The organism is Amycolatopsis minnesotensis (assembly GCF_039529815.1).
Taxonomy (GTDB): Bacteria; Actinomycetota; Actinomycetes; order Mycobacteriales; family Pseudonocardiaceae; genus Amycolatopsis; species Amycolatopsis minnesotensis.
In genome coordinates this window covers 76,116-96,925 of record NZ_BAAANN010000036.1, presented here as the reverse complement: position 1 = coordinate 96,925, position 20,810 = coordinate 76,116, and the positions used below count along the sequence as shown (strand labels likewise).

The following is a 20,810-nucleotide window of genomic DNA, read 5'->3' as shown; positions in this document are numbered from 1 at the left end:
ACAACAACCGCAACACCATCTCCACATCCGACACCACCCCCGCCACCACCTCATGCCCCACCGGCACCTCCACCGAATACCCCGGCAAACCATCCCCATCCACCACCGGCAACCCCCCATCCCGCCACCCCACCTCATACCCCGGAGCGGGAAGTACGCTGCGCAGCTCCGGATCCGCGTTCAGTGAACGCCACCAGTAATCCCCGAAGTTGAGCAGATCGCTCAGCGCCGGTGCGCCGCCTTCACCCACTTCGTCATCGGAGTACAACAACGACGAGCGATTATCCGCCAAGCTGTCATAGGCGTTGTTCTTCACCCTTTCCTCGCGGTCGATTCGATCCTTTCTCTTCCTGAGATGATTCCTGAAATCGTCCCATCGGGGCCCGTCCAACACCGAAGGAAGTCCGCGATCCGCCGCCGACTCTTCGAAGGTGATCCACCGCCTTTCCTGGTCCAACATCGAGCGCTTGGCGCCAATTTCCCCGCGAGTTTCGCTCGCGGCGGATTCCTCGTTTCCAACGAGATCGAGCTCGACATCGTTCGCGGCACGTGCATTGGTGTATTCGCGTTCGTGCCGCGCGAACTCGTCCTGGCTCATCGACGAGGGATTTTGCCGAATGTTCTGGCGAAGCAACTCGACATCGCGTTGGAGCCGGTCCAGGCGACGGCGTTCGCGATCGGCCCCCGCTCGTCGCCTGCGCACAGCGGCGAGCTGAGCGGCCAGATCCCGCTCCCGCTCCGACAGCGCCTTCTCGTCCTTCTCGAGCCAAACCCTGTCCACCGCCAGTGACTTCTTCCAGTCCTCCAGGAGCTCCCGCTCGGGTACCGCGGGCCGCGAACTGAGACTTCCCTTTTGGAGAACACGAATCTGGGTTCGGTGCGCTTCTCGCGCTTCCGCGATATCCAAGATCGCGCGGAGCTCGATGATCTGCGGAACCACCACGTAGGGAATCTCGTTGCGCAGCTGAGCGAGCTGCTGGCCGCTCAACCCCGACTGCCAGCGAAAGTCCCCCTCCCGCCATGGCTCGCCCTCCGGCAGTTGGACCAGCTGTCCCGCCTCGTCGTCGCGCCGGAAGGCCCGGATCGTGTCCAGCGGTACGGCCCCCCTCCTTCTGACTGCCGCGCTCTCGGTGTCGTCCGGTATACCGAGCGCCCTCCTGGCTTCCACGTAAATGCTGTCGCGTTCCCGGACCGGGATCCTGTTGAGGTTGCGCCTGCCTTCCTGCACGGCGTACGACCACTGGGAACGGAAACCTTCGAAGTAGAGGTCGATATCTTCCACTGGCCGAGTGTTCGCCACCGCCCTGTTACGGCTCGTGGCGGCGGAGCGCCCGCGATCTCCCGGCATCTGTCCGAACTCGGTCCAGTTCAACACTTCTTCCGCGGCCGTGAACACCTCTCGCATCGAGACCCACAAGTGATGCCGGTCGTCACCTCGGGCGAGTCCTCCGGCGAAAAGCGTGACGAGATCGTCGAGAATCTTCTCGTGCAGCGTCCAGCTCGGGCCGACCCCCGGTACCCACCGCGGCCGCCGGTCCCACAGGGAGTTCTCCGCGTCGCGGCGATAGCCCATCGCGACGTCACGGCCGTCATCCCGCTCGACCTGAAGCAGCCGCACGCGCAGATCATGGTGCCTGCGCACGGCATCGTCGAACCGCTGGCGCAGTTGGTCGAGCCCGACGCCGGACATCCGCACGTAGTCGAGCACCATCCGGTCCACCGTGGCCCGCAGCTCCGGGCCGAAACCGCGGCGCCGGGCGAATACGGTCAAGAGGGTGTGCATCTGCCGCGGTTCGAGGTGCGCCAGCACGGTGTCCGCATACGTCCAAGTCGCCCCGTCCGGCTGATCGGGGTTCTCGCTCGCAAACCGATCGCGTATGCTGGTCCGCAATGCCGCACGCCCCCCGGCGTGCAGTTCTTGAAGTAGATCTTCGTGTTTCGCGAAGGACCACTCATAGGATTCGCGAATATGCTCGCCGTACTGGGCCTGGATCGCGTCGAAGTCCCAGGTGGCAGTACCGATCGTGCCGACGACTCGTTCAACGAAGGAATTCAGTCCTTCGTTGAACGAAATTTGCCGCGCGACGTAGGCGGTCATCTCGCGCCACGTGTATACCTGTACCGCTACCGGAACACCTTTTCCGAATTTGATGCTGCCCAGCAGAGCCTTCGCCCGCTGCTCCGCGTTGCGCACCTCAGGCGTACCCCGCCCCGAGTACCGCAGACCTTGCGTGAGCAAGGGGCCCCATTTTCGGCCGAACCGATTCAAAGCCGCGTCGATTGCCCTGTTCGTTCGCCGGGCGGCGATCGACCAGGGGACGTCGAAGCGCACGCGCCGCAGCCCGTCCGAGTTGAACCTCTCGGTCAGCAGACGCCTCAGCCCCGAGGAGAGGTGCCACCCGGATCCGACGGTCATGCTGCCCGCGCCGGCCCGCCCCCCGTCGGCCGCCAGCTCGGCGACGATCACGGAGAGAGACCGCTGTTGCGCCTTCATCTCCCCGGTCCAGTCGTAGTACCGCCCGCCGAGCGCCGCGTTCGCGGTCATCTGCAGTGCGAAGCGAAGAGACGGTGGACGGTTGAGCAAGTCCCGGTAAGCCGTTCGCGCGCGCACCGGCAAGTCGCGCAGCATCCGCTCTTCCTCGTCCGGCTCGGATTCCTCCGGCTCGGAATCAGCATCCCGATCGGCCATCTCCACATCGGAGTCCACCGTGTCCACGGGGTTCGGGTTCACCGCGGCCCCGGCACCGCCGTCCGGCTCCGGAACCCCGGGCGACTCCGGTTCGGCCGCGTTGCCTGCCTCCGGCATGTCCACATCGGAGTCCGCCGCGTCCGGCTCCGACGCCCCTGCCAGATCTTCGAGTTCCGTATCCGCGTCCGAATCGGGTGACGATGCCTCCGAAGATTCGTCACCCGATTCGCCCGGCTCGAAGTCCGAAGGAGCGCTTTCGTTGTCGTCCCTGTTCCTGATCGAATCAAGTCCGAGATCGGTGTAATCGCTGAACAGGGAAGGGAGTGCCATCCCGGAATCCCGGGCCCTCTCGACGGCCACCTCGTGCGCCGTCCGCGCCGGAAGCGAGAAAGGACGCCTGAGCAAGCCGAAGGCACCCGCCAGTTCCTTCTCCAACTCCGGAATCGTCGTGCGCCGCGGGTAGTTCGTCTGCCAGAACCCGAAGATCTCGGCGGCCTTCGGCGGCACCGACCGCACCCCGGCCCGGCTCAGCACGTTCCGGCCCTCTTCCCTGAGTGCCTCCCGAGCCGACTCGTCGAGGTTTCGCGTCTTCTCGACGGCCCAGGCGAGGTCGGCGATCAGGTGGTCCGGATCCCAGCGCGCCATCATCCGGCCGCGGTACCGGAGACCCGTGGGAAGCTCGTGCAACGGGATCTTCTCGTTGTTGATCTCCTCGAGAAGTGTGCCGAACGCGCCGTCCATGGGCGTGACCTCGTCCTTGAGGATCGCGAAGATCCCGGCCAGCATGTCGACGGCATCGTGCCCGCGGGGATCGATCTCCGCCACGGCCTCCGACACCTCGTCGAAGCGCGGTGTCCCGGTCAACCTGGGGGCGAGGGAGAAACTGGCGCTCTCGACGTCGGCGGCCCATTTTCCGACCACCGTCGCGAGCATCTCCGCGCCCGCACCGTGCGGGCCGTCCACGAGAGGGGCCGTCCCGAGTATGGCGTGTCCCCTGCGCTTCCACTCCGACAGCTCATGACGATTCGAGCGCACTTCGTCGATATCTTCGAAGATCTGATTTCTCAGATCGACACGAATGTCGTCCACGGTTCGCATTCCGTCGTCTTCGACATGAGGCGCGAGCAGTTCCGCTATCCGGTCGGCCGAATCATCGACCTTGCGCAGGGTCTGGTCGAGCCACTGACGTGCGCGCAGGCGCAGTTGTGCCCGGCGTTGCCACCGCTCGACGCCGTCGAACATGCCCACGAGCCGCGCGCGATCGCTCGCCCGCCGTTGCTGCAGAAGAAGGATGTCGTGCCCTTCCCGCCGCCGCTGTCCGACCACTTGCGCGAAGTTCTTGAGCTCGGCGGCTTCAGCCCGGCTGAGACCCGTCTTCTGCGCATCCGGCAGCAGCGGGGTCGCCTGCCAGCGCCGGACCTCCGCTCGCGCCTCCGCTTCCATCCTGGCCATAGCCTGCTTCGCCCCGGTGAACGTGACCGATCCGGTCTTCGCGACCCCGAACACGGGCCCGAGCTGCTGGTACAGCTCGGCGAGGTCACCGGAGCGGCTCAAGAACGCCATGTCGTCACCGAGCCGGTGGAAGCGCCGGCGCAACAGCTCGGCGAGGGGCCCGACCGGATCCGCGCCGTTCTCGTGCCGCTCGTGGTTCTCCAGCGGCCGCGGCGCGTCACCTGGCTCCAGGTCGGCGTTCTTCTCGTGGTACCTGAGTGCGTCGATCAGCGCCGCCGACCACTTCGGCCGTCGCGCTTCGACGTAGGCGACGAGACCGGTCATGAGTTCGCGCAGTTCCTTGGCGCGATCCGCGGCACGCGCCGGAAGCTCCAGGGGCTCCAGATCGAGCCTGGCGGCCGCCGCGTACCGGTCGGGAACGGTCTCGTAGCGATCGTAGAACGCCCGCAGCTGCGGGTCGTCCAAGGTGTCGAACGCGTAACCGGCGAGCAGTTCCCGGTACTGCTCGCGCAGTTCGTCGGCCAGCCAGGCCGCTTGATCGCCGTCCTCGCGGACCACCCCGATACCGTCGACGTGCCGGAGGTTCGCATCGCGGTACTGCACTTTCCAGAAGCGGTCGAACCCGACGGACGGTTGCTTCCCCTGATACGGGCCGCGACCGTGACCCGGCGCCCTGCGCACCTTGGATGCCTCGTAGGCGACGAGATCGGTCAGGTACTCGCGCAGCTCGTCGGCCCTGTCCCGCGCGCCGCCCTCGAGTTCCGCCTCTGCCTCGTCGAAGTGCCGAGCCGCGTTTTCACGCTCGAACCGCGCTTCGGCCTCGGTGGAGAACCCGACTTCCTCCGTCCAGACATCGCCCATCCCCCTGGTGTTCCGGACCTGGAAGCGGACCAGGTCGGTCATTTCCGCACGCGGGTCCTTGCCCGCCCGCTCGGGATCGGGAAGATCCAGCATCGCCTGCGCGTCGTCTCGCCACTGACCGGCTTTCCGGCGCAGTTCGTCGCTCGCGAACCGGGAACTGACGTACTCGGTCCTCAGCCGGGTCGTCAAAATCGGGACGGCAAGGGAACGGTGGACGTCGAAATCGTTCGCCCCGGTGCGGACGGGTGCGACGTCCCGCAGGTCTTCCCATCTGTCCCAGTCATCGGCGAACTCGTTCCAGGCGTCCTCCCCCAGCGCATCGGTGTCGTACCTGCGCAGGTGGTTGATCCAGTCGTAGATGACGGCGCCGTGCGCGAGGACCAGATCGCGCACGATGCCGTCGCCGAGGCGCACCAGTCCGAGGCCGATGCCATTGCCGAAGGCGGAACTCCCGTACACGAACGCCGCCCGCCGCTCGGCGATCTCCCAATGCCATGCCCGCTCCCATATCTGCGCCAGCGGGTTCTCGTCGATCGACCGCTGATCCCGGATCGCGGTTTCGTCGATCGTCCACCGCTTGGCCGGGCCGCCCGGTGGCGCGGCCACTTCGCGGTTGTCGCTCAGCTCGCGTTCGAGCAGCATCTGGGCCCTGGCCGCCCGCGGATCCTTCCGCACCGCGTCGAAGTCCTCGACCAGCTTCTTCACCCGGCTCCAGGCGAGGTCCTCGTCCATCCCGTCGTTCTGCCACGACTCCGCCAGCGCCGCGAAATCGGTCAGCAGGCCCTTCACGGTGCTGTCGTCGCCGTGCCCGCCCTCGTAGGCGTGGGAGAGCGCGGAAGCCAGCAGGGTCGGCACGGACACCGCCTGCTGGACGAGCAAGGCCCCGGACAGCAGCTTGACCAGGTGCTTCGACTCGAACTCGTCGAGCGCGGCTTCGATCTCGTGCGGCTCGGTCTGGCTCAACGCGTGCTGGAAGTCGTCGCGGAGCACCCCCGCGGTCTGCCTCGCATTTCCCTCGTGCTGGGACGGGCCGCGGAATTCACGGTCGAACAGCTCGACGCGCGCGACCGCGTCCACCGCCTGGTCGTACAGGATCGTGGCGCGCCTGGCCAGGTCGCCTTCCAGCATCGGCTTCGTACCGAGGTCGAGTAGCGCCTCGGCAGCTCCGAGGAGGTTCGCGTCGGCGTAGGGCAGCGCGGGCACCGATTCCACGGTGCGGAGCACGGAGATCCAGGCGGGCGAGGTGGCGTAGAACTCGGAGAGGACGCTGTCGGGCACCGGGTCGGCGTTCAGCACGGCACGCATCTCGGCTAGCGCGGGGGCGTTCCACATCTTCTGGAACTCCACCGCCGAACCGGGCCTGCCGAGGTGCGCCGTGGCCCACGCGTGCATCCCCACCGCGTGCGCGTCGAACATCGACCTTCTCATCCCGGACGCGCCCGGATCGGCGAAGACGGCCTTGGCGTGCTCGCGCACGTCCTCGTGATCGGGCGCGTCCTTCAGCACGCGCTTCGCTTCGGAGAACGGTTTCTCCCACCGCTTCTCCAGCGCCTTGGCCAGCGCCGCCTCCGCGGTCATGTCCACCCCGTTGGGCAACCGGTCCAGATCATCGGCGAACCTGTACAGCGACGCGGACGCCTCCGCCGGCGGACCACTGCTCCAATCGTCGTAGGAATGCCGCAGCGTCACCACATTCGCCAAATCCTCGAAGAGCTTCCGCTCGTCGTCGGAGGTCAGCGGATTTTCCGTGTACTCCCGCAGAAGATCGTGCACCGCGCGCTGGGTCTCGGTGTCGATTCCCTGCAACCGCATCAGCTGGCCGAAATCCCGCACCGCCGCGAACTCGGCGTGCAGCCCGGAAAGGTCCCGGTACTCCGCGACCGACGGAACCCGCGGTGGCCTGCGCCCCTGATCGACCCTCTCCTGGAGCTCCTGCCGCAGGCTCCGGAGCTCCGCGTCGTTCCAGATCCGCCTGAACTCCTCAGCCAGCGCGGCGGGATCGTCGCTCGACGGCCACGACGCCAACCGCCGCTCGTGCTTCTCGGCAACCCGCCCCGCCAGCGCCGCCAACCGCGGGTTTTCCCGGTAGGAGTCCAGATCGTCGAAGATCGCCTCGACGAGGTCCTCCACATCGACGGCATCCTCGGATTCGGTGTCCGAATCGTCCGTGCGGACGTCTTCCGATACGGCTCCGCGCTGTTCTTCCGCTGGGCGGCCCGGGTTTTCGATCCTGGCAACCAGTTCCCGCGCTTCCCCGATCTCCTGCTCGCCCTTCTCCGCCGCGAGGAGGTAGACCGAGACGACCTGTCGTTCGTCCGGGGCGACCGCGGAAACCGGCTCCGTGCCCGATCGGCCGGCGATCAGCCCGTTCGCCCGCCGGGTCAGCTCATCGCGACGGCTCGCGGCGAACCTGTGCCCGTTGTCCATCAGGTACTTCCGCGCCTCGCCCACGAGCTTCGCCCACGCCGACGAGTCGAGCCCCGTACCGATCCGCACGGCGAGCTTCCGGACCTCGGCCACACCGCCGGACCTGGACGAGCCCGGCTCCCGCTCGTGGTGCTGGTGCAGGGCCAACGCGAGCACGTCGCGGGCCGCCTCGGCCAGCGAGGGGCCTGCCGGAGCCGGTGCCTTGGCGCTGAGGGCTTCCAGCGCCCCGGCCTCCGGCGGCGTGTTGGTCAACGGCACCAGCGGCGCGACCGAGTTCCGCAACGCGTCGACGCGTCCGGGACCGCCCAGCAACCCCAGCGCCAACGACGCCGCGTTCCCCGAGATGACGAGCCGATCCTGGTTCCAGTCCGGGGCCATGCTGCCCCGATCGAAGGCGATCTCGTCCGCCACCCTCAACGCGGCTTCGTGCCCCCCGGCGCGGACGGCACCGGCGACCACCACCCTGATCGCGTGTGCGAGGTCCGGGTTCAGCTGCGAATCACCGTCACCGACCACGCCCCCGTCGAAGGCGGCGGAGATCGCCGGGCCCGCCTGCGCCAGCTCATCCTCCGACAGCGCACCCACCTGACGCGCCACCGCGATCACCCGCGGCGGCGACCACACCTGCCGGAACTCCGAGGAATCCGTCGCCTCGACGCCCTCTTCCGCGACCGGCCGGACGTTCGCGCGGCCCGGCTCACCACCCACTTCCCCGCCACCGCGCAACCGGCCACGGGCGACCTCCGCGAAGAGTTCCGCACCCGACAGCCCGGTACTCCGCGCCGGCGAATGGCGCGGTGAAGCGAACGCGTCGGTCATCCCGCCCGTGATGATCCGCCTTCTGCCGTCGGGAACCCCGTCCGCCCGCTCGTCCCCGCTGCCGCCGAGCCAGCGCGGCCTGCCACCAGGCCCACCTCGCTGGCCCTGTCCCGTCCCGGTGCTGAGCAGGTTGAACAGGTACTCGGCCATCAATTCGCCGGCCTTTTCGGTATTGGCCCGCTCCGCCGACGATTTGATGCTCTCGTACGCGTCCCGCACCGCACCGCGATCGGCCAACACCTGCTCAACCTCGCCGCCCGTGAGCTCGTGCCTGACCAAGGCCCGCCGCAAGTGCAGCTCCAGCCATTCCGCCGTGTTGTCCCCGGTATCCCCGATGAAATCGAACAACCCCGGCTCGGCCGGCGCCGACCCGTACACGACCTGATCCGGTTCGGCCTCCGGCAGCCAGAACAACGCGGACGGCTCGCCGTCGGATCCGAACAGGTCGGGGGAGTAAAGGCCGGCGTAGTAGTCGCTGTCGACCGCGGACTCGCCGAGGAGGACCGGATCGATCCGCTCCGACAGGTGCTCGCCCTCGTGGAACAGCCCGGGTTCTGGCTGCGGCTGCGCGAGTGGGTCGAAGTACGACGGCACGGGATGACGCCAGTCCTGGGCGATCTCGGGGTGCGGTGCGGTCTCGGCGGCGGGCGGACCCTGCTCCGGCCGGCGGAGCACCTCCACCCTCGCCATCGCCGAGGACCGATGACGGACCGAGGGGGTGATCCGGAGCCCGGTCCGCCCGGGATCATGCCCGGCGGCGAGCAGAGCCGAATCCAGCGCCCAGCGCAGCCGACCGTCCACTTTGCCCAGCAACGCCACCGCGGCTGCTTTCGCCCCCGCCGACACGCTCAGCCGGATCTCCGGCTGGGCGAGCCCCTGATCGGCGTGCCACACCACCTGCTGGGCAAGCCGCCGGACGAACCGGTCGAACGCCGGTTCGTCCGCCAGGTGACCCTCGTCCGCGTCGGTGACGTCCTCCTCCCACCGCACACCCACCTCGTCCGGCACCGCCCCCTGCGCCTCGTCCAACGCCGCCCAGTTCCAGCCGGGCACCTCACCCGCTGCCCGCACTTCACCACCGGGCTCGCCCGAGAACCGCACCGCCGCCGTGGTCACCTCCGACCGGCCACCCTGCCGACTTCCCCTGCCGGTGAACCACTCCGTGCGCACCCGCAGCGCGGGCATCAGTTCCGCCATACTCGGCAGGTCCCGCACGCCCCGCCCCGGCACCACCTCCCCGGACTCGCGCCGCCGGTCCAGTTCAGCGGCCTGCTCGACGTGGTTCTCCAGCACTTCCCGTACCGCCGACTCCACCACCTCCCACAATCGCGCGAACCGCCGCGCCATCAGCCGCCGCGCACCGCGCGGGCCCTCCAGATCCACCTCCAGCACCGGCAGCCACGAACGACCCCGCGCACCCCCGTTCTCCAACGCGCGCCGCGCCGCGTCCGCGACGAACTCCCGCACGGCCAGTTCATCCGCCCGCACCCCTGGCACCGACCCGGCGGCGAACTCCAGCGCGACCGCGGAACCGTCACCGCGGTCGCGGTCCGGGAACGACACCACCGCGACGGAATTCGCCTCGGCCGCTTCGCCGACCGCCTGCTCAACGGTGAAACCGAAGCCCGCCCCGGCCGCGGTCACCGCAGGCCAGGACCACGCGCCACGACCCACACCCCAGTGGTGACCGGCAAGGGAGTTCCGCAGCGCGGCATCAAGGCCCGGTTGGTCGAAAGTCATCCACTCCGGGAATTCGATCGGGGCACCTCCCACCGATCGCGCCGCGTCCCGCGCGCCCTCTTGCTCCTGGATAGCGGCCAGTTCGGTGTCCACCAAGCCCAGCAGCTCGCGCTCCGCCCGCCGCACCCACCGCACCAGGTGGGGATCACCCGCGCCGGCCCGGATCCGCCAGTCCGGCATCGGCAACCCCCGCTGCCAACGCCGCAGTACGTCCTCGGCTATCCGTCGCGCCGCCTGCCTGCGTCCCGCCTCGTCCGGCACCTCCCCCATCGAGCCCCGTTCGTGCCGGACCACGCCCGCCCACACCACGGTGCCCTGATGCTCCAGCGAGCCACCCGCTTGTGCCCTCCTCGCACCGATACGACGGCGTTTCGCCACCGGCACGCCGTCCCGCCCGCCAGTTCTTCCGCCCTCAGCGGACAACGCCGTCCCCAGGTAGTGCGGCGCCGGATCCGTCACCCGCACCAGGCGCACCACCCGCCCGTCCCCCGAACCACCGTCGAACCGGTTCACCTGCCCGGCCTGCCCCACAACGACGACGTCCGCCCTGAAGACACGGGCCGCCAAATAGGGCATCAAGTCGGCTCCGGTATTGAACCAGCTACCCACCCGTGCGACCTGGTAAGCGATATCAACCGGACTCAAACTGTCGCCGGCGAATCCTTCGACCTCAGGGTCGAAACTCCCGTCAGCGTTCCTCGCCAACGCCGCGTCGACCGAATCTTCCACATCCGAACGAGATTCCTGCTCCCCTACGAAACCACGCAAGGCACCCGAGAAGACATCCTCCACGAAACGCTCCGCCAGCAATCTCCGCACCTCGGACACCAGCCTCGCGGGAGAAACCCCCGCGCCGAGGAACTCCGCCACGTCGATACCCACCGTCCGCAACGACTCCACCAGTCCCGTCACGAAACAGTCCCCATCCGGCACCGTCGGCACCACCCGCAACCCCAGCTCGCCGACCACACGCACCTGATCCGAATCCGGCCGGTAGCCACCACGACCAGCGGAACCGGGGTTCGCCACACCGCCTTGACTCCTGGCACTCCGCCGGGGATTCCGCGACGCTCCGCTGCCGATCTCCCGCTCTGCCGCAACCTCGTCGAACACGCGATCCGAACGCTTCGTGTCGAATCGCAGGTTCTTTTCCTTCAAGAAGCCGACAAAACCATGCTTCGAGAGGCGGCGACCAGCGGAACCGGCAGCATCGACGTACTCGTTCGCGTAGTCCTTCAGCTCAGCTCGGGAAAGAGACGGCACCATGCCACGCCCACCGCCACCACGGCTTCGCGCAATACCACGGTCCGCCATGACGGCGCCGAACATTTCGCGCGCACGATCGTTGTCGAACCTGAGTTCTTTTCGCCGCAGGAAGTCGTAGAAGCGGCTGTTCGAGGGACGGTCGTCGGTGTCGATGAAATCCGCCGCATGGTTCTTCAGTTCTTCATTGGTGACATAGGGGTTCGAGCCACCAACACCACCGCCCTGGCTTCGCGCCATCTGCCGCGCCGCCAGAACGTCACCCAGCACACCGCCCGAACGGCTCGAGTCCGCGTGCAGGTTCCTTTCCTTAAGGTACTCCCTGAAACCCTTGTTCGAAGTATGACCACTCGCGGCCGTGACATGATCGACGTATTTTTCAGCATACTTCTTCAGCTGTGCCTCGGAAACAGACGGCGCCGCACCGGTTCGCCGTTCGATTCCACGGTCGGCCACCACCTCACTCAGGAAGCGACGCGCACGCTTGGTGTCGAACCGCAGCTTTTTCTCATCCTTCAAGAAAGCAAGGAAACCATCACTCGACGGGTACCTGCCGGCAGCAACAGCGGCGTCGACGTACTCCGCCGCATAGCCCTTGAACTGATCGTCGAGAACAGAAGGCGCATTACCGCTTCCGCCGCCGCCATGACTCCGCGCGAGCCCGCGCCTGGCCATCACGTCACGCAACACGCCTTCCTGGCGCTTGCCGTCGACCCGCAAGTCCTTGCCCTTCAAGAACTCGCGAAAACCGCGGACCGACGGACGATCCGCGGTAGCGACGTACTCCTGCGTATGACTCTCCAGCTCGTCATCGGAGACACGTCGGCGAGTGCCTTCCTGCCCCGTACCGTCCCGCGCCCTGGCCTTGCTCGCCTTACCGGGCTCGGGCCCGGCACCGGCCCGCACCGGCGGCACGGGCACCGACACCCACCGCTGCAGCCGTTCGAGCAACTCCACCAGACCGTCCGGTCCGAACCCCTCGTGCTCGGCGGCGTAGGCGTAGGCCACGACCGCCTCTTCCCGGCGCGGGAAGCCGTCGGTGCGGTCGCCGCCGAATGCCTGCCACACGCGTTCGGCCGACTCCAACGCCGCACTCCGGGCTGACGGGGCAAGACCGTCCCGCCACGCCCGCGCACTGGCCACGAACCCCACCACCCGGTCATCGGGCCAAACCCGGCTCCCCACACCCGGGTCCCCGGGAAGCACCGGCTCCCGGCCGGGCACCTGATCCGGAGCCTGCGCACCGGGCTCTCGACCCGACAACCGCGCCAACCGGTCCCGGAACCCGTCCAGGCGAGCCGACTCGGTCAGCACGTCCACTTCGTCGTCCGCCGTCGTCGGAGGCGACTCGTCCAGCGCGGACGAGGAACTCGCGTACACCAGTGCGGGCTCCTCGAAGGGCGCGAACCGGATCAGCGGCTCCGACCCCGCCGATCCCCACTGGTGCTTGTGCACGATGTCGTCGAAGATCTTCTGCTGGAAAGCACCATTCGGCTTCCAGTACATGTGGGCGCCGTGCTGCACACCGACGGCCCGGCGGGTCAACAACCAGACGAAGTCTTCGTAATCCTCTTTCGAAAGGTAGGACCCGTCGTCCGGCAGGGAGATGTGATAGATGTCCAAATCGCCGGTGACGAACTTGAACTCCCCGTACCCCACATTTTCCTCGACGACCCCATCGACAACCCGGAACCTTCCTCCTTGCCCGTAGATGGCGTTCGAAACGTCGGGGGCGTCGAACTCCGCGTTTCGATCGCGGTACCGGCGCAGAACCGCGGCGCGCAGCTCCGAATCGAGGCCGTCAAGGACCTCCCGGGCGGGCATGACCGGGCGGAAGTAGCCGACCAGACCGATGCGGTCTTCCCGCGCCCCCAGGTGGACGTCCAGCGGGCCGATCGTCTTCGCCTTCATTTCCAGCGGCTTGGGGACCGCACCCCGCTCCAACCACCGCACCGATGCCGGGTTGGTCGGCCGCACTTCCAGCACCACCCGGAAACGGTTCACCAGGTTCTGAATTCGCCGTTGGTTCCGGGTCGGAATACCGAACTCGTCCTTCATCCGCTCCGGCGTCAGCGGCCGGTCGTCCTGCGAACGAACGGTGGCCCGGGAGACGGACCGCGACCGTGACCGGGAAACCGGCGGGGCCTCCTCGTCCAGGGCGTCCATCAAGTCCGGCACGAAATCGCCGAAACCCTCATCGTTCAACTGCAGCAGAGGCACCGGCCTGCGGCTACGGCCGCGACGAACCTCGCCGTCCGATCCCGTGGAATCGGAATCCACCTCGGCGGAATCGGGCACGGACCCCTCGCTCACCGACTGCGACGCGGCCCCGTCCGGCTGCTGCGGCACGTCGTCCTCGGGGAGGCGTGCCGGGTTTCCGACCCGGGTGGCCAGCAGCAGCGCTCCCTCGGTCTCCTTGCCGTCGGCCAGCAGGTACATCAGGACGATCCGCAGCTCGCCGGACGCGACCCCGGCAACCGCCCCTGCCCCGCGAGATGAGAGCGGTCCACCAGCCATCAGCTCGTTCGCCTGCCCGGCCAGTTCGCCGCGACGGTCATGGTCGAACATCCGTCCGTTCTCGAACAGGCACTTCCTCGCCTCGCCCACCAGCTCGAACCAAGCCCACGCGTCGAGCCCGGTGCCGATCCGGACAGCCAGCTCCTGAACCTGCTCCAGGCTCTCGGCCGAAGATGAGCCGGGAACCTGCTGCCGGTGCAGGTGCAGTACCAGCGCGAGAACGTCACGGGCCGCCGCTCCGTGCGAAGGGCCGGCCTCGATCAACGACATCAACGGGGAGACCGCATCCCGCAGTTCGGCGACATACGCGGCGCCCTCCTGCGAGTTCAGAGCCGCGGCTGCCGCCTCTCCGGAAATGTCCAGCCGATGCGGATTCCACTCCACCGCCATGCTGTCCCGATCGAAGGCGATCTCATCAGCCACCCGCAACGCGGCCGGCCGCCCCTCAGCACGCACCGCCCCACCGATCACCGTCCTGATCGCTTCGGCAAGGCCGGGGTGGAGCTGCCGATCGGCATCGCTCACCACGCCTCCGTCGAACGCGGCGGAGATGACCTCGTCCGCCTGCGCCTTCTCGGCATCCGACAACTCGGCCACCCCACGAGCCACCCCGAACAACCGATCCGGCGACCATGCCTGCCGCGACTCCGTCGTGCTGTCCCCATCACCCGCGACCGGCCGGACATTCGCGCGCCCCGGCTCGTTCCCGGTCACCCCGCCACCCCGCAACCGGCCACGGCCAAGCTCCGCGAAAGCGTCCGATTGCTGCGACGCATCACCCGGGACCGTCCCGTCAGCCGAGTGCGGCGTCGGCTGTGGACCGGGTACTTCTTCCGGTTGCTCTGGTAGCAGGTCGAACCACGCGACGTCGTCGGTTTCCATGTCGAAAAGGTCGAACAGGTCGTGGGAATCGGCGGCGAGGTGTGCGAAGTAGTCGATTCCGACGGAATCCTCATCGGGCTGAAGCACCGGATTGCTCGGCTGCAGTACGTCGTCAACGGAATGGCCGGGCGCGGAATCCCGCGTCTGGTCCGGCGAAGCGGACCGTTCCGACCCTGACAAGTCCGGGGGCGGGACACTCTCGCCGAACAAGGAGTCCAGGTCGCCGACGGATTCCGGTGGCAGGTTCGGCGTGGTCGGCCGCGGCGCGAGCGGGTCGAAGTTCTCCGGCAGGGGCACCCGCCCACCGGGGCCCGACTGGTGGCCCCTTGGCCCTGGGTGCGGTGTAGGTGCGGCCGATCGGGTGTCCCTGTGCGTGTCCACCGGCTCCGCTCGGCGCCGCACCTCCACTCGTACTGTGCCGGGGACGACCTTGCCCGTGGCGCGGGTGAGCCGCAGCCCTTCCCGGCTGGCATCGTGCCCCGCGGCCCGCAGATCGTCGGTCACCGTCGTGCGCAGCCTGTCCGCTACGCTGTCCAGTGAGTCCTGCGAGTCCGGCAAATCCGCTTTCCGCTTGGCCGAAGCGGTCAGCAGGATGTCCGGCTGCTCCCGGTCGTGATCCGCGTTCCACACCACCAGCCGGCTCAGCCGCCGCAGAAACCGTTCGAATCCCGGATCATCGATGAACAAACCGGGCTCGGCATCCGATTCCCCCTCCCACCGCACCCCCACCTCGTCCCGCACCCTCCCCCTTGCCGTGTCCAACGCCTCCCAATCCCATCCTGGAATCTCACCCCATTCCCGCACCTCACCGCCAGGCTCACCGGAGAACCGCAGCACCGACTCCGGAGACTGTTCGTCGGACTGCTCCAGCCGCAACCGCAACCGCGGCATCACCTCCGCCATACTCGGCAATTCCCGCGTACCACGACCCTGCACCACCTCTCCGGCCTCGACCCGCCGGTCCACCTCGGTCGCCCGCTCCCGCTCTCGGTCCAGTACCTCCCGCACGCCCGACTCCACCACCTCCCACAACCGCGCGAACCGCTGCGTCACCAAATGCCTTTCCCCCTTCGCGAACACCAAATCCACCTCGAGGTCAGGCAACCAGGAACGCCCCCGCGTGCCCGGTCGCGCCAGCGCGCGCTCCACCTCACCCAGCACGAACCGGCGCGCCGCCAACTCATCCACCACCACTCCGGACGCCGCTTCAGGAGTGAACTCCAGCACAGCACCATCCACATCGGACTCGCGATTTCGATCCGGGAACGACACCACCTCCGCCTGCCCGGCCCAGCTGGAAGCTCTCGCCACCGTCGGCTCCACGGTGAAACCAAACCCCGAATCGGCAAGCCTCAACGCTTTTGGCACACCTTCACCGCTGTGCTTCTTGGAGATCTGCCCGCGCAAAGCAGCACCCAGCACCTCATTGCCGAACCCGACCCATCCCGGAAACGCGTCCTGCGCCGTTCCCTCCGGCTCAACCGCCCCCTGTCCCTGCAAAGTGGCCAACTCACTCTCCACCGACCTCATCATCTCCTCGGTCACCATCCGCCCCAACCGATCCGCCACAACACGCTCGGGCGCTTTCACCCGCACCCGCCAATCCGGAATCGGCGATCCCTCCTGCCAACGCCGCAAGATCTCCCCCGCCAGGACCCGTGCCACCGCCCGCCGCTCCTCCACATCGGGCAGAGCCCCCAACCCCCTGGGCCGACCCGACCACTCCACCCGGCCACCCCGCCCCGACGAACCACCGGAGCCCCCCTGTTCCTCCTTCCTCAACCAATTCTTCGCCCGGCTCTTGACCTGGCTGACCTGCGAACCGGTCAGCGGGAAGTTCTTCCTCAGTTCCTCAGAAGACTTGTCCAAAGCCGCATCGAACGCGGTACGACCACCCCGATCGAACTCACCCCGAAAATACTCGAACAAGCGCTCCCGCTCTCGCTTCACCAGCGCCGGATCCTGTTCCTCCGTCGCCAACCAGCCCTTCATCCGGGTCTTCACGTTGGCCACCTGCCGAGGAGTCAACTTGAACTTCCGCACCAACTCTTCGGTGCGTTCACCCAAGGCCGCGTCGAACGCCGCACGACCACCTCGGCGAAACTCACTCCGGAAATATTCGGCCAAGCGCTCCCGCTCTCGCTTCACCAGCGCCGGATCCTGTTCCTCCGTCGCCAACCAGTCCTTCGCCCGGGACTTCACGGCGGCAACCTGCTGAGCGCTCAAACCGAACCTGTTCAACTCTTCGGTACGTTCACCCAAGGCCGCGTCGAACGCGGCACGACCACCCCGATCGAACTCACCCTTGAAATAATCGAGCAGTGCCTGTGTATTCGTTTTCTGATCCGTACCGCGAGATGTACTACCTACTCGCGCGGCGCCGTCGCCCGTGGTGGCGGGATCAGCGGCGGGCGCGGAACTCGAACCGGCAGGCTCGGGCCCCGCACCGGCCTCGATCCGCGGCACCCACGACCACCGCCGCAACCGGCCGACCAACTCCGCCAGCCCGTCCGGACCGAATCCCCGGTGCTCGGCAAAGGCCAGCGCATCGATCGACGCCTCCCGTCGACCTTGATCGAGCAAGACCGGCAGCCGAGCAGAACCACCGTCCATGTCCCACAAACCCTCCGCCGAGATCCGCGCCTCGACCACCGCTGCCCCATCCCGGCCGCTAAACCAAGCACGTGCCTCATCAACGAACTCCACCACCCGACGATCCGACCAATCCCGAACCCCCGCGCCAGGATCGTTCGGCAACACCGAACCCCGACCGGGACCACCAGCACCCTCACCCCGCTCCCGACCCGACGACCCACCCAACCGATCCAACCGCTCAGCCAACCGCCCGAACCACGCTTCATCCACCGCACTCGACGAAGCACCAACGCCCGGCACGTGCTTGCGCAAAGCCTGCCGCAGATTCGTCTCCAGCCATGCCGCGGTGTTCTTGTCCTCGTCGGTATCCCCGAGGAAATCGAACAACCCCGGCTCGACCGGCGCCTCCTGCTCCCCGAACGGGTCAGCCAGCACCCGGCGCGCCCCGGCTTCGTCACCGGTCCCCAGCGCGTGCACCAGCACGGTCCGCAGTTCGTCGACGGGAACCGCACCGGCCGGACCGGTTCGCTCGCCGAGCAACCGCTCGGCCGCGCCGGTCCACTCCCGCAGGCTCTCGTCGGAGAACTTCCCCTTGCGCCGGAACGATTCCGCGGCCGCCACGCGGTCCGCCCACCGGCGCTCCCGCTCGGCCGAAATCGGTGTCCGCGGCGCCTCCTGCTCAGGTTCCTCGGACACTGCCGCGAGCACATGACGCGACCGTTCTTCGACTCGCGGCAGCTTCGGCTCCGGGCCGCTGACGACCGAGCCGTCCGGGAGGACCCGGAAGCCCCTGTCCCGCAGGCCCTGCGCGTCGGTCTTGATCAGGAACGACTTCTCCCTGCCGGTGCTGATCGTGTCGTTCCACCACGGCGGCACCTTGCCGCGGTACTTCGGGGTGATCTTCCAGCGCACGGTGATCCTGGACGTGTAGCGCCCGCCGTCGGCGACCGGGAAGTCCACCTTCCGCTCGGCCTCGCGCACGTCCTTGTCCTGGTGGAGCGTCCGCGTCCCGAGATCCTGGCTGGTGGTCAGCACGCCCGCCGCCGGACGTCCCTGGCTGTCCTCGATCGCCTGCGAACGGAGGTCGAGCCCCGCGGTCCAGCTCGCGCCGCCGGTGACCTCGAAGCTCTTCGTGCGCTTGCCCTTTTCCGCCCCGGTGCGCACGATCGGCCGCTCGTCGACCTCGAGCACCTCCCATTCGACCACATCGGCCGAGATGTCGACGTACTCCAGATCCTCGCTCAGCGACCGGTACCGCTTCGTCCTCCCGGCCAGATCCGGGAGATCCGCCTTCAGCCGGTCGCTGTCGATGCCTTCGAAGAGGTCACCGACCGCGCGGGCACTGAGCGGCTCACGGTGGGACACGGCGTTCGCGGTGCGGGCCCGGCCCTCCTCCGGCGGGAGCGTGACCTCCTCGGTGAGCTCGCCGACCGCCAGCTGCAGGAGACGCTCACCGAGCACCTGCGGATCGACGTCGTGCACGTGGACCTCGGCGAGCGGGCGGCCCTTCCCGTCGCGGGCGAATCCGGCCCGGCCGCGCCCGTCGTGCCGCCACGAGCCGCGGATCCGCGCGATCGGCTCCTTCGCCGTCAGGCCGAGGTCCTCTTCCCCGACCCACGAACGCCCCGCGCCGGGCAAGGTGAACTGGTCCCACATCGCCCCGGCGAACGTCTTCGTCGACAGCGAGAGCTGGTCGAGCAAGAAGTTGGGGGTGCCGTCCGACACCACCCACATGCTCACCGTCAGGTCGTGCTGGAACCGCACCACCTTCTCGGCCGCCGTCTCGACACTGGTGCTGCCGGACTGCTCGGACGCGTGCTCTTCGCCGCCCCGCACGGCCCCCTTCAGGTTCACCATCCCGTACGGCAGGCTCGCGACCTTGCGCTCGTGGGGATAGGCGGCCAATCCCGTGGAGAAGGTCGCTTCCGCCGAGGTGGACTTGGCATCCGCGCGTGCCGCGGTCTGCGCGGTCGTGCGTACCTCGTGGTACCTGCCGATCTCGTCGAGCTTGGTGCCCCGGCCCGGATCCACGCGCAGGAGCACGGTCTGCTCGAACCGGTGCCCCGCCGAGGAATCCGACACCCGCACGACGTACCAGCCGTTCATCAGCTTCTTCAGCACGACGTCGGTCGCGGGCATGGTGGCGTCCCTGGACACCCGGTCGGTGATCCGCTGCGCGAAGGTGTCGAGTTCCCCGATCCGGTCCGGGGTGTCCAGCAGCTCGCGCACGACCTGGGTGAGCTTCAGCGCGACCTGGTTGGTGGCGTGGGCTTCCCCGGTCCGGGTCTGCGACGACCGCTCCAGGATGTCCGTGATCCCCGAAAGAAGCCGCGGGACCGTCTCATCCGGACGGTTCAGCTCCACGAACCCGATACCGCGCCCCACCTCCGGCGGCGCCTCCACGACCGGACCCCTCGTGTCGGCCTCGTTCTCGGGCGCCCGCTCTCCCACCGGGTGGGCTTCCCGGTAACGCGTCCTTTCCTCGTCCGTAAGCCTTGCTACGTCCTCCTCGCGCAGCACGCCGACCTGATCGATCTCGCTGACGGGCACGGCGATGGTGATCGCATCGGGCACTTCCGTCCACCTGGTCGACACCCGCGTTTCGCGCTCGTACCTGCGGCTCAAGGGGTCCCAGGCCATGCCTTCCGCGGTCATGGTGAACTGCGGCCTTGTCTTGTACCTGACCAGGTAGGCGTTTTCTTCCCAGCTCCGGTCGGCGGTGTCCCGCACCGCACCGTCGGAGGTTCGCCCTTCGGTCTGCTGCGCGTTGAGCGAAAGATTCAGGATCACGTTCAGGTAGAGCCACTTCGCCAGCAACATGAACGGGATCGCCATGGCGGACGCGGTGACGCCGTTCGTCCTGTCGCCTCCGTGGCTCGCGCCGAAGGCCGAAGCCCCCTTGCTCCGGAACTTGTACGCGGAGACCTTTCCGATGATCTCCGGATCGCCGAGGCCCGATTCGACGTGCACCTCGCCGGATCGCCCGACGGCCGCCAGAAGACCACGGCCGCCGTAGGTCGCCGCGGTGGCGCTGTCCCCGGACAGCTGCGCCCGGCGACGTCCCGCTCGCTGGTGGTCCGAACTCGCCAGCGGTTCCAGTGCGTCGAGCCCGGTGTTGCGCGTCCCGTTCCTGCCCGGCTCGTCGAACTCCTTCGGCCGGCTCCCGACGAAGGGGCGCCCCAGTTTCCTCAGCCACCTCGTCCAGCGGGACGGTGCTGGTTCGGCGAGCCCCTCGAAAATCGTCTGCACCGCGTTTTCCGGCGGCCTCGACGAAACCTCCTCGAACCGGGTGGGAAGCGTCCCGTCCCGTTCGAACGCGGGGGCCCGGCCTTCGTGGTAGACCCCGTCGGCCTGCCTCGGCCGGGCCCCTTCGTCCCGCCCGGACAGGCTCGGCGCCACGACCTCGACCACGGTCCTGAGCGCCGCCGGGGTCGCCTCCAGCCGTGACCACCGGCCGCCGTAGGCGATGTCGACCCGGCTCGGGTACTGGTAGAGGTGCAGCGGTTCGTCGCGGTCCAGTACCTGGGTGTGCTCGAAACCCTGCAGGGTGTTGTGCTCGGCCGAC

General features: G+C 68.1%; 1 protein-coding gene (only partly in view). It reads right to left on the bottom strand.

What is annotated here, in order from left to right; translation table 11 throughout:
- Positions 1-20,810, bottom strand: part of the annotated coding region (locus ABD256_RS34315; protein WP_344428775.1) for a WXG100-like domain-containing protein (this coding region is incomplete at its 3' end). The annotated region continues 12,806 nt past the right edge of the window; 20,810 of its 33,616 annotated nt are in view.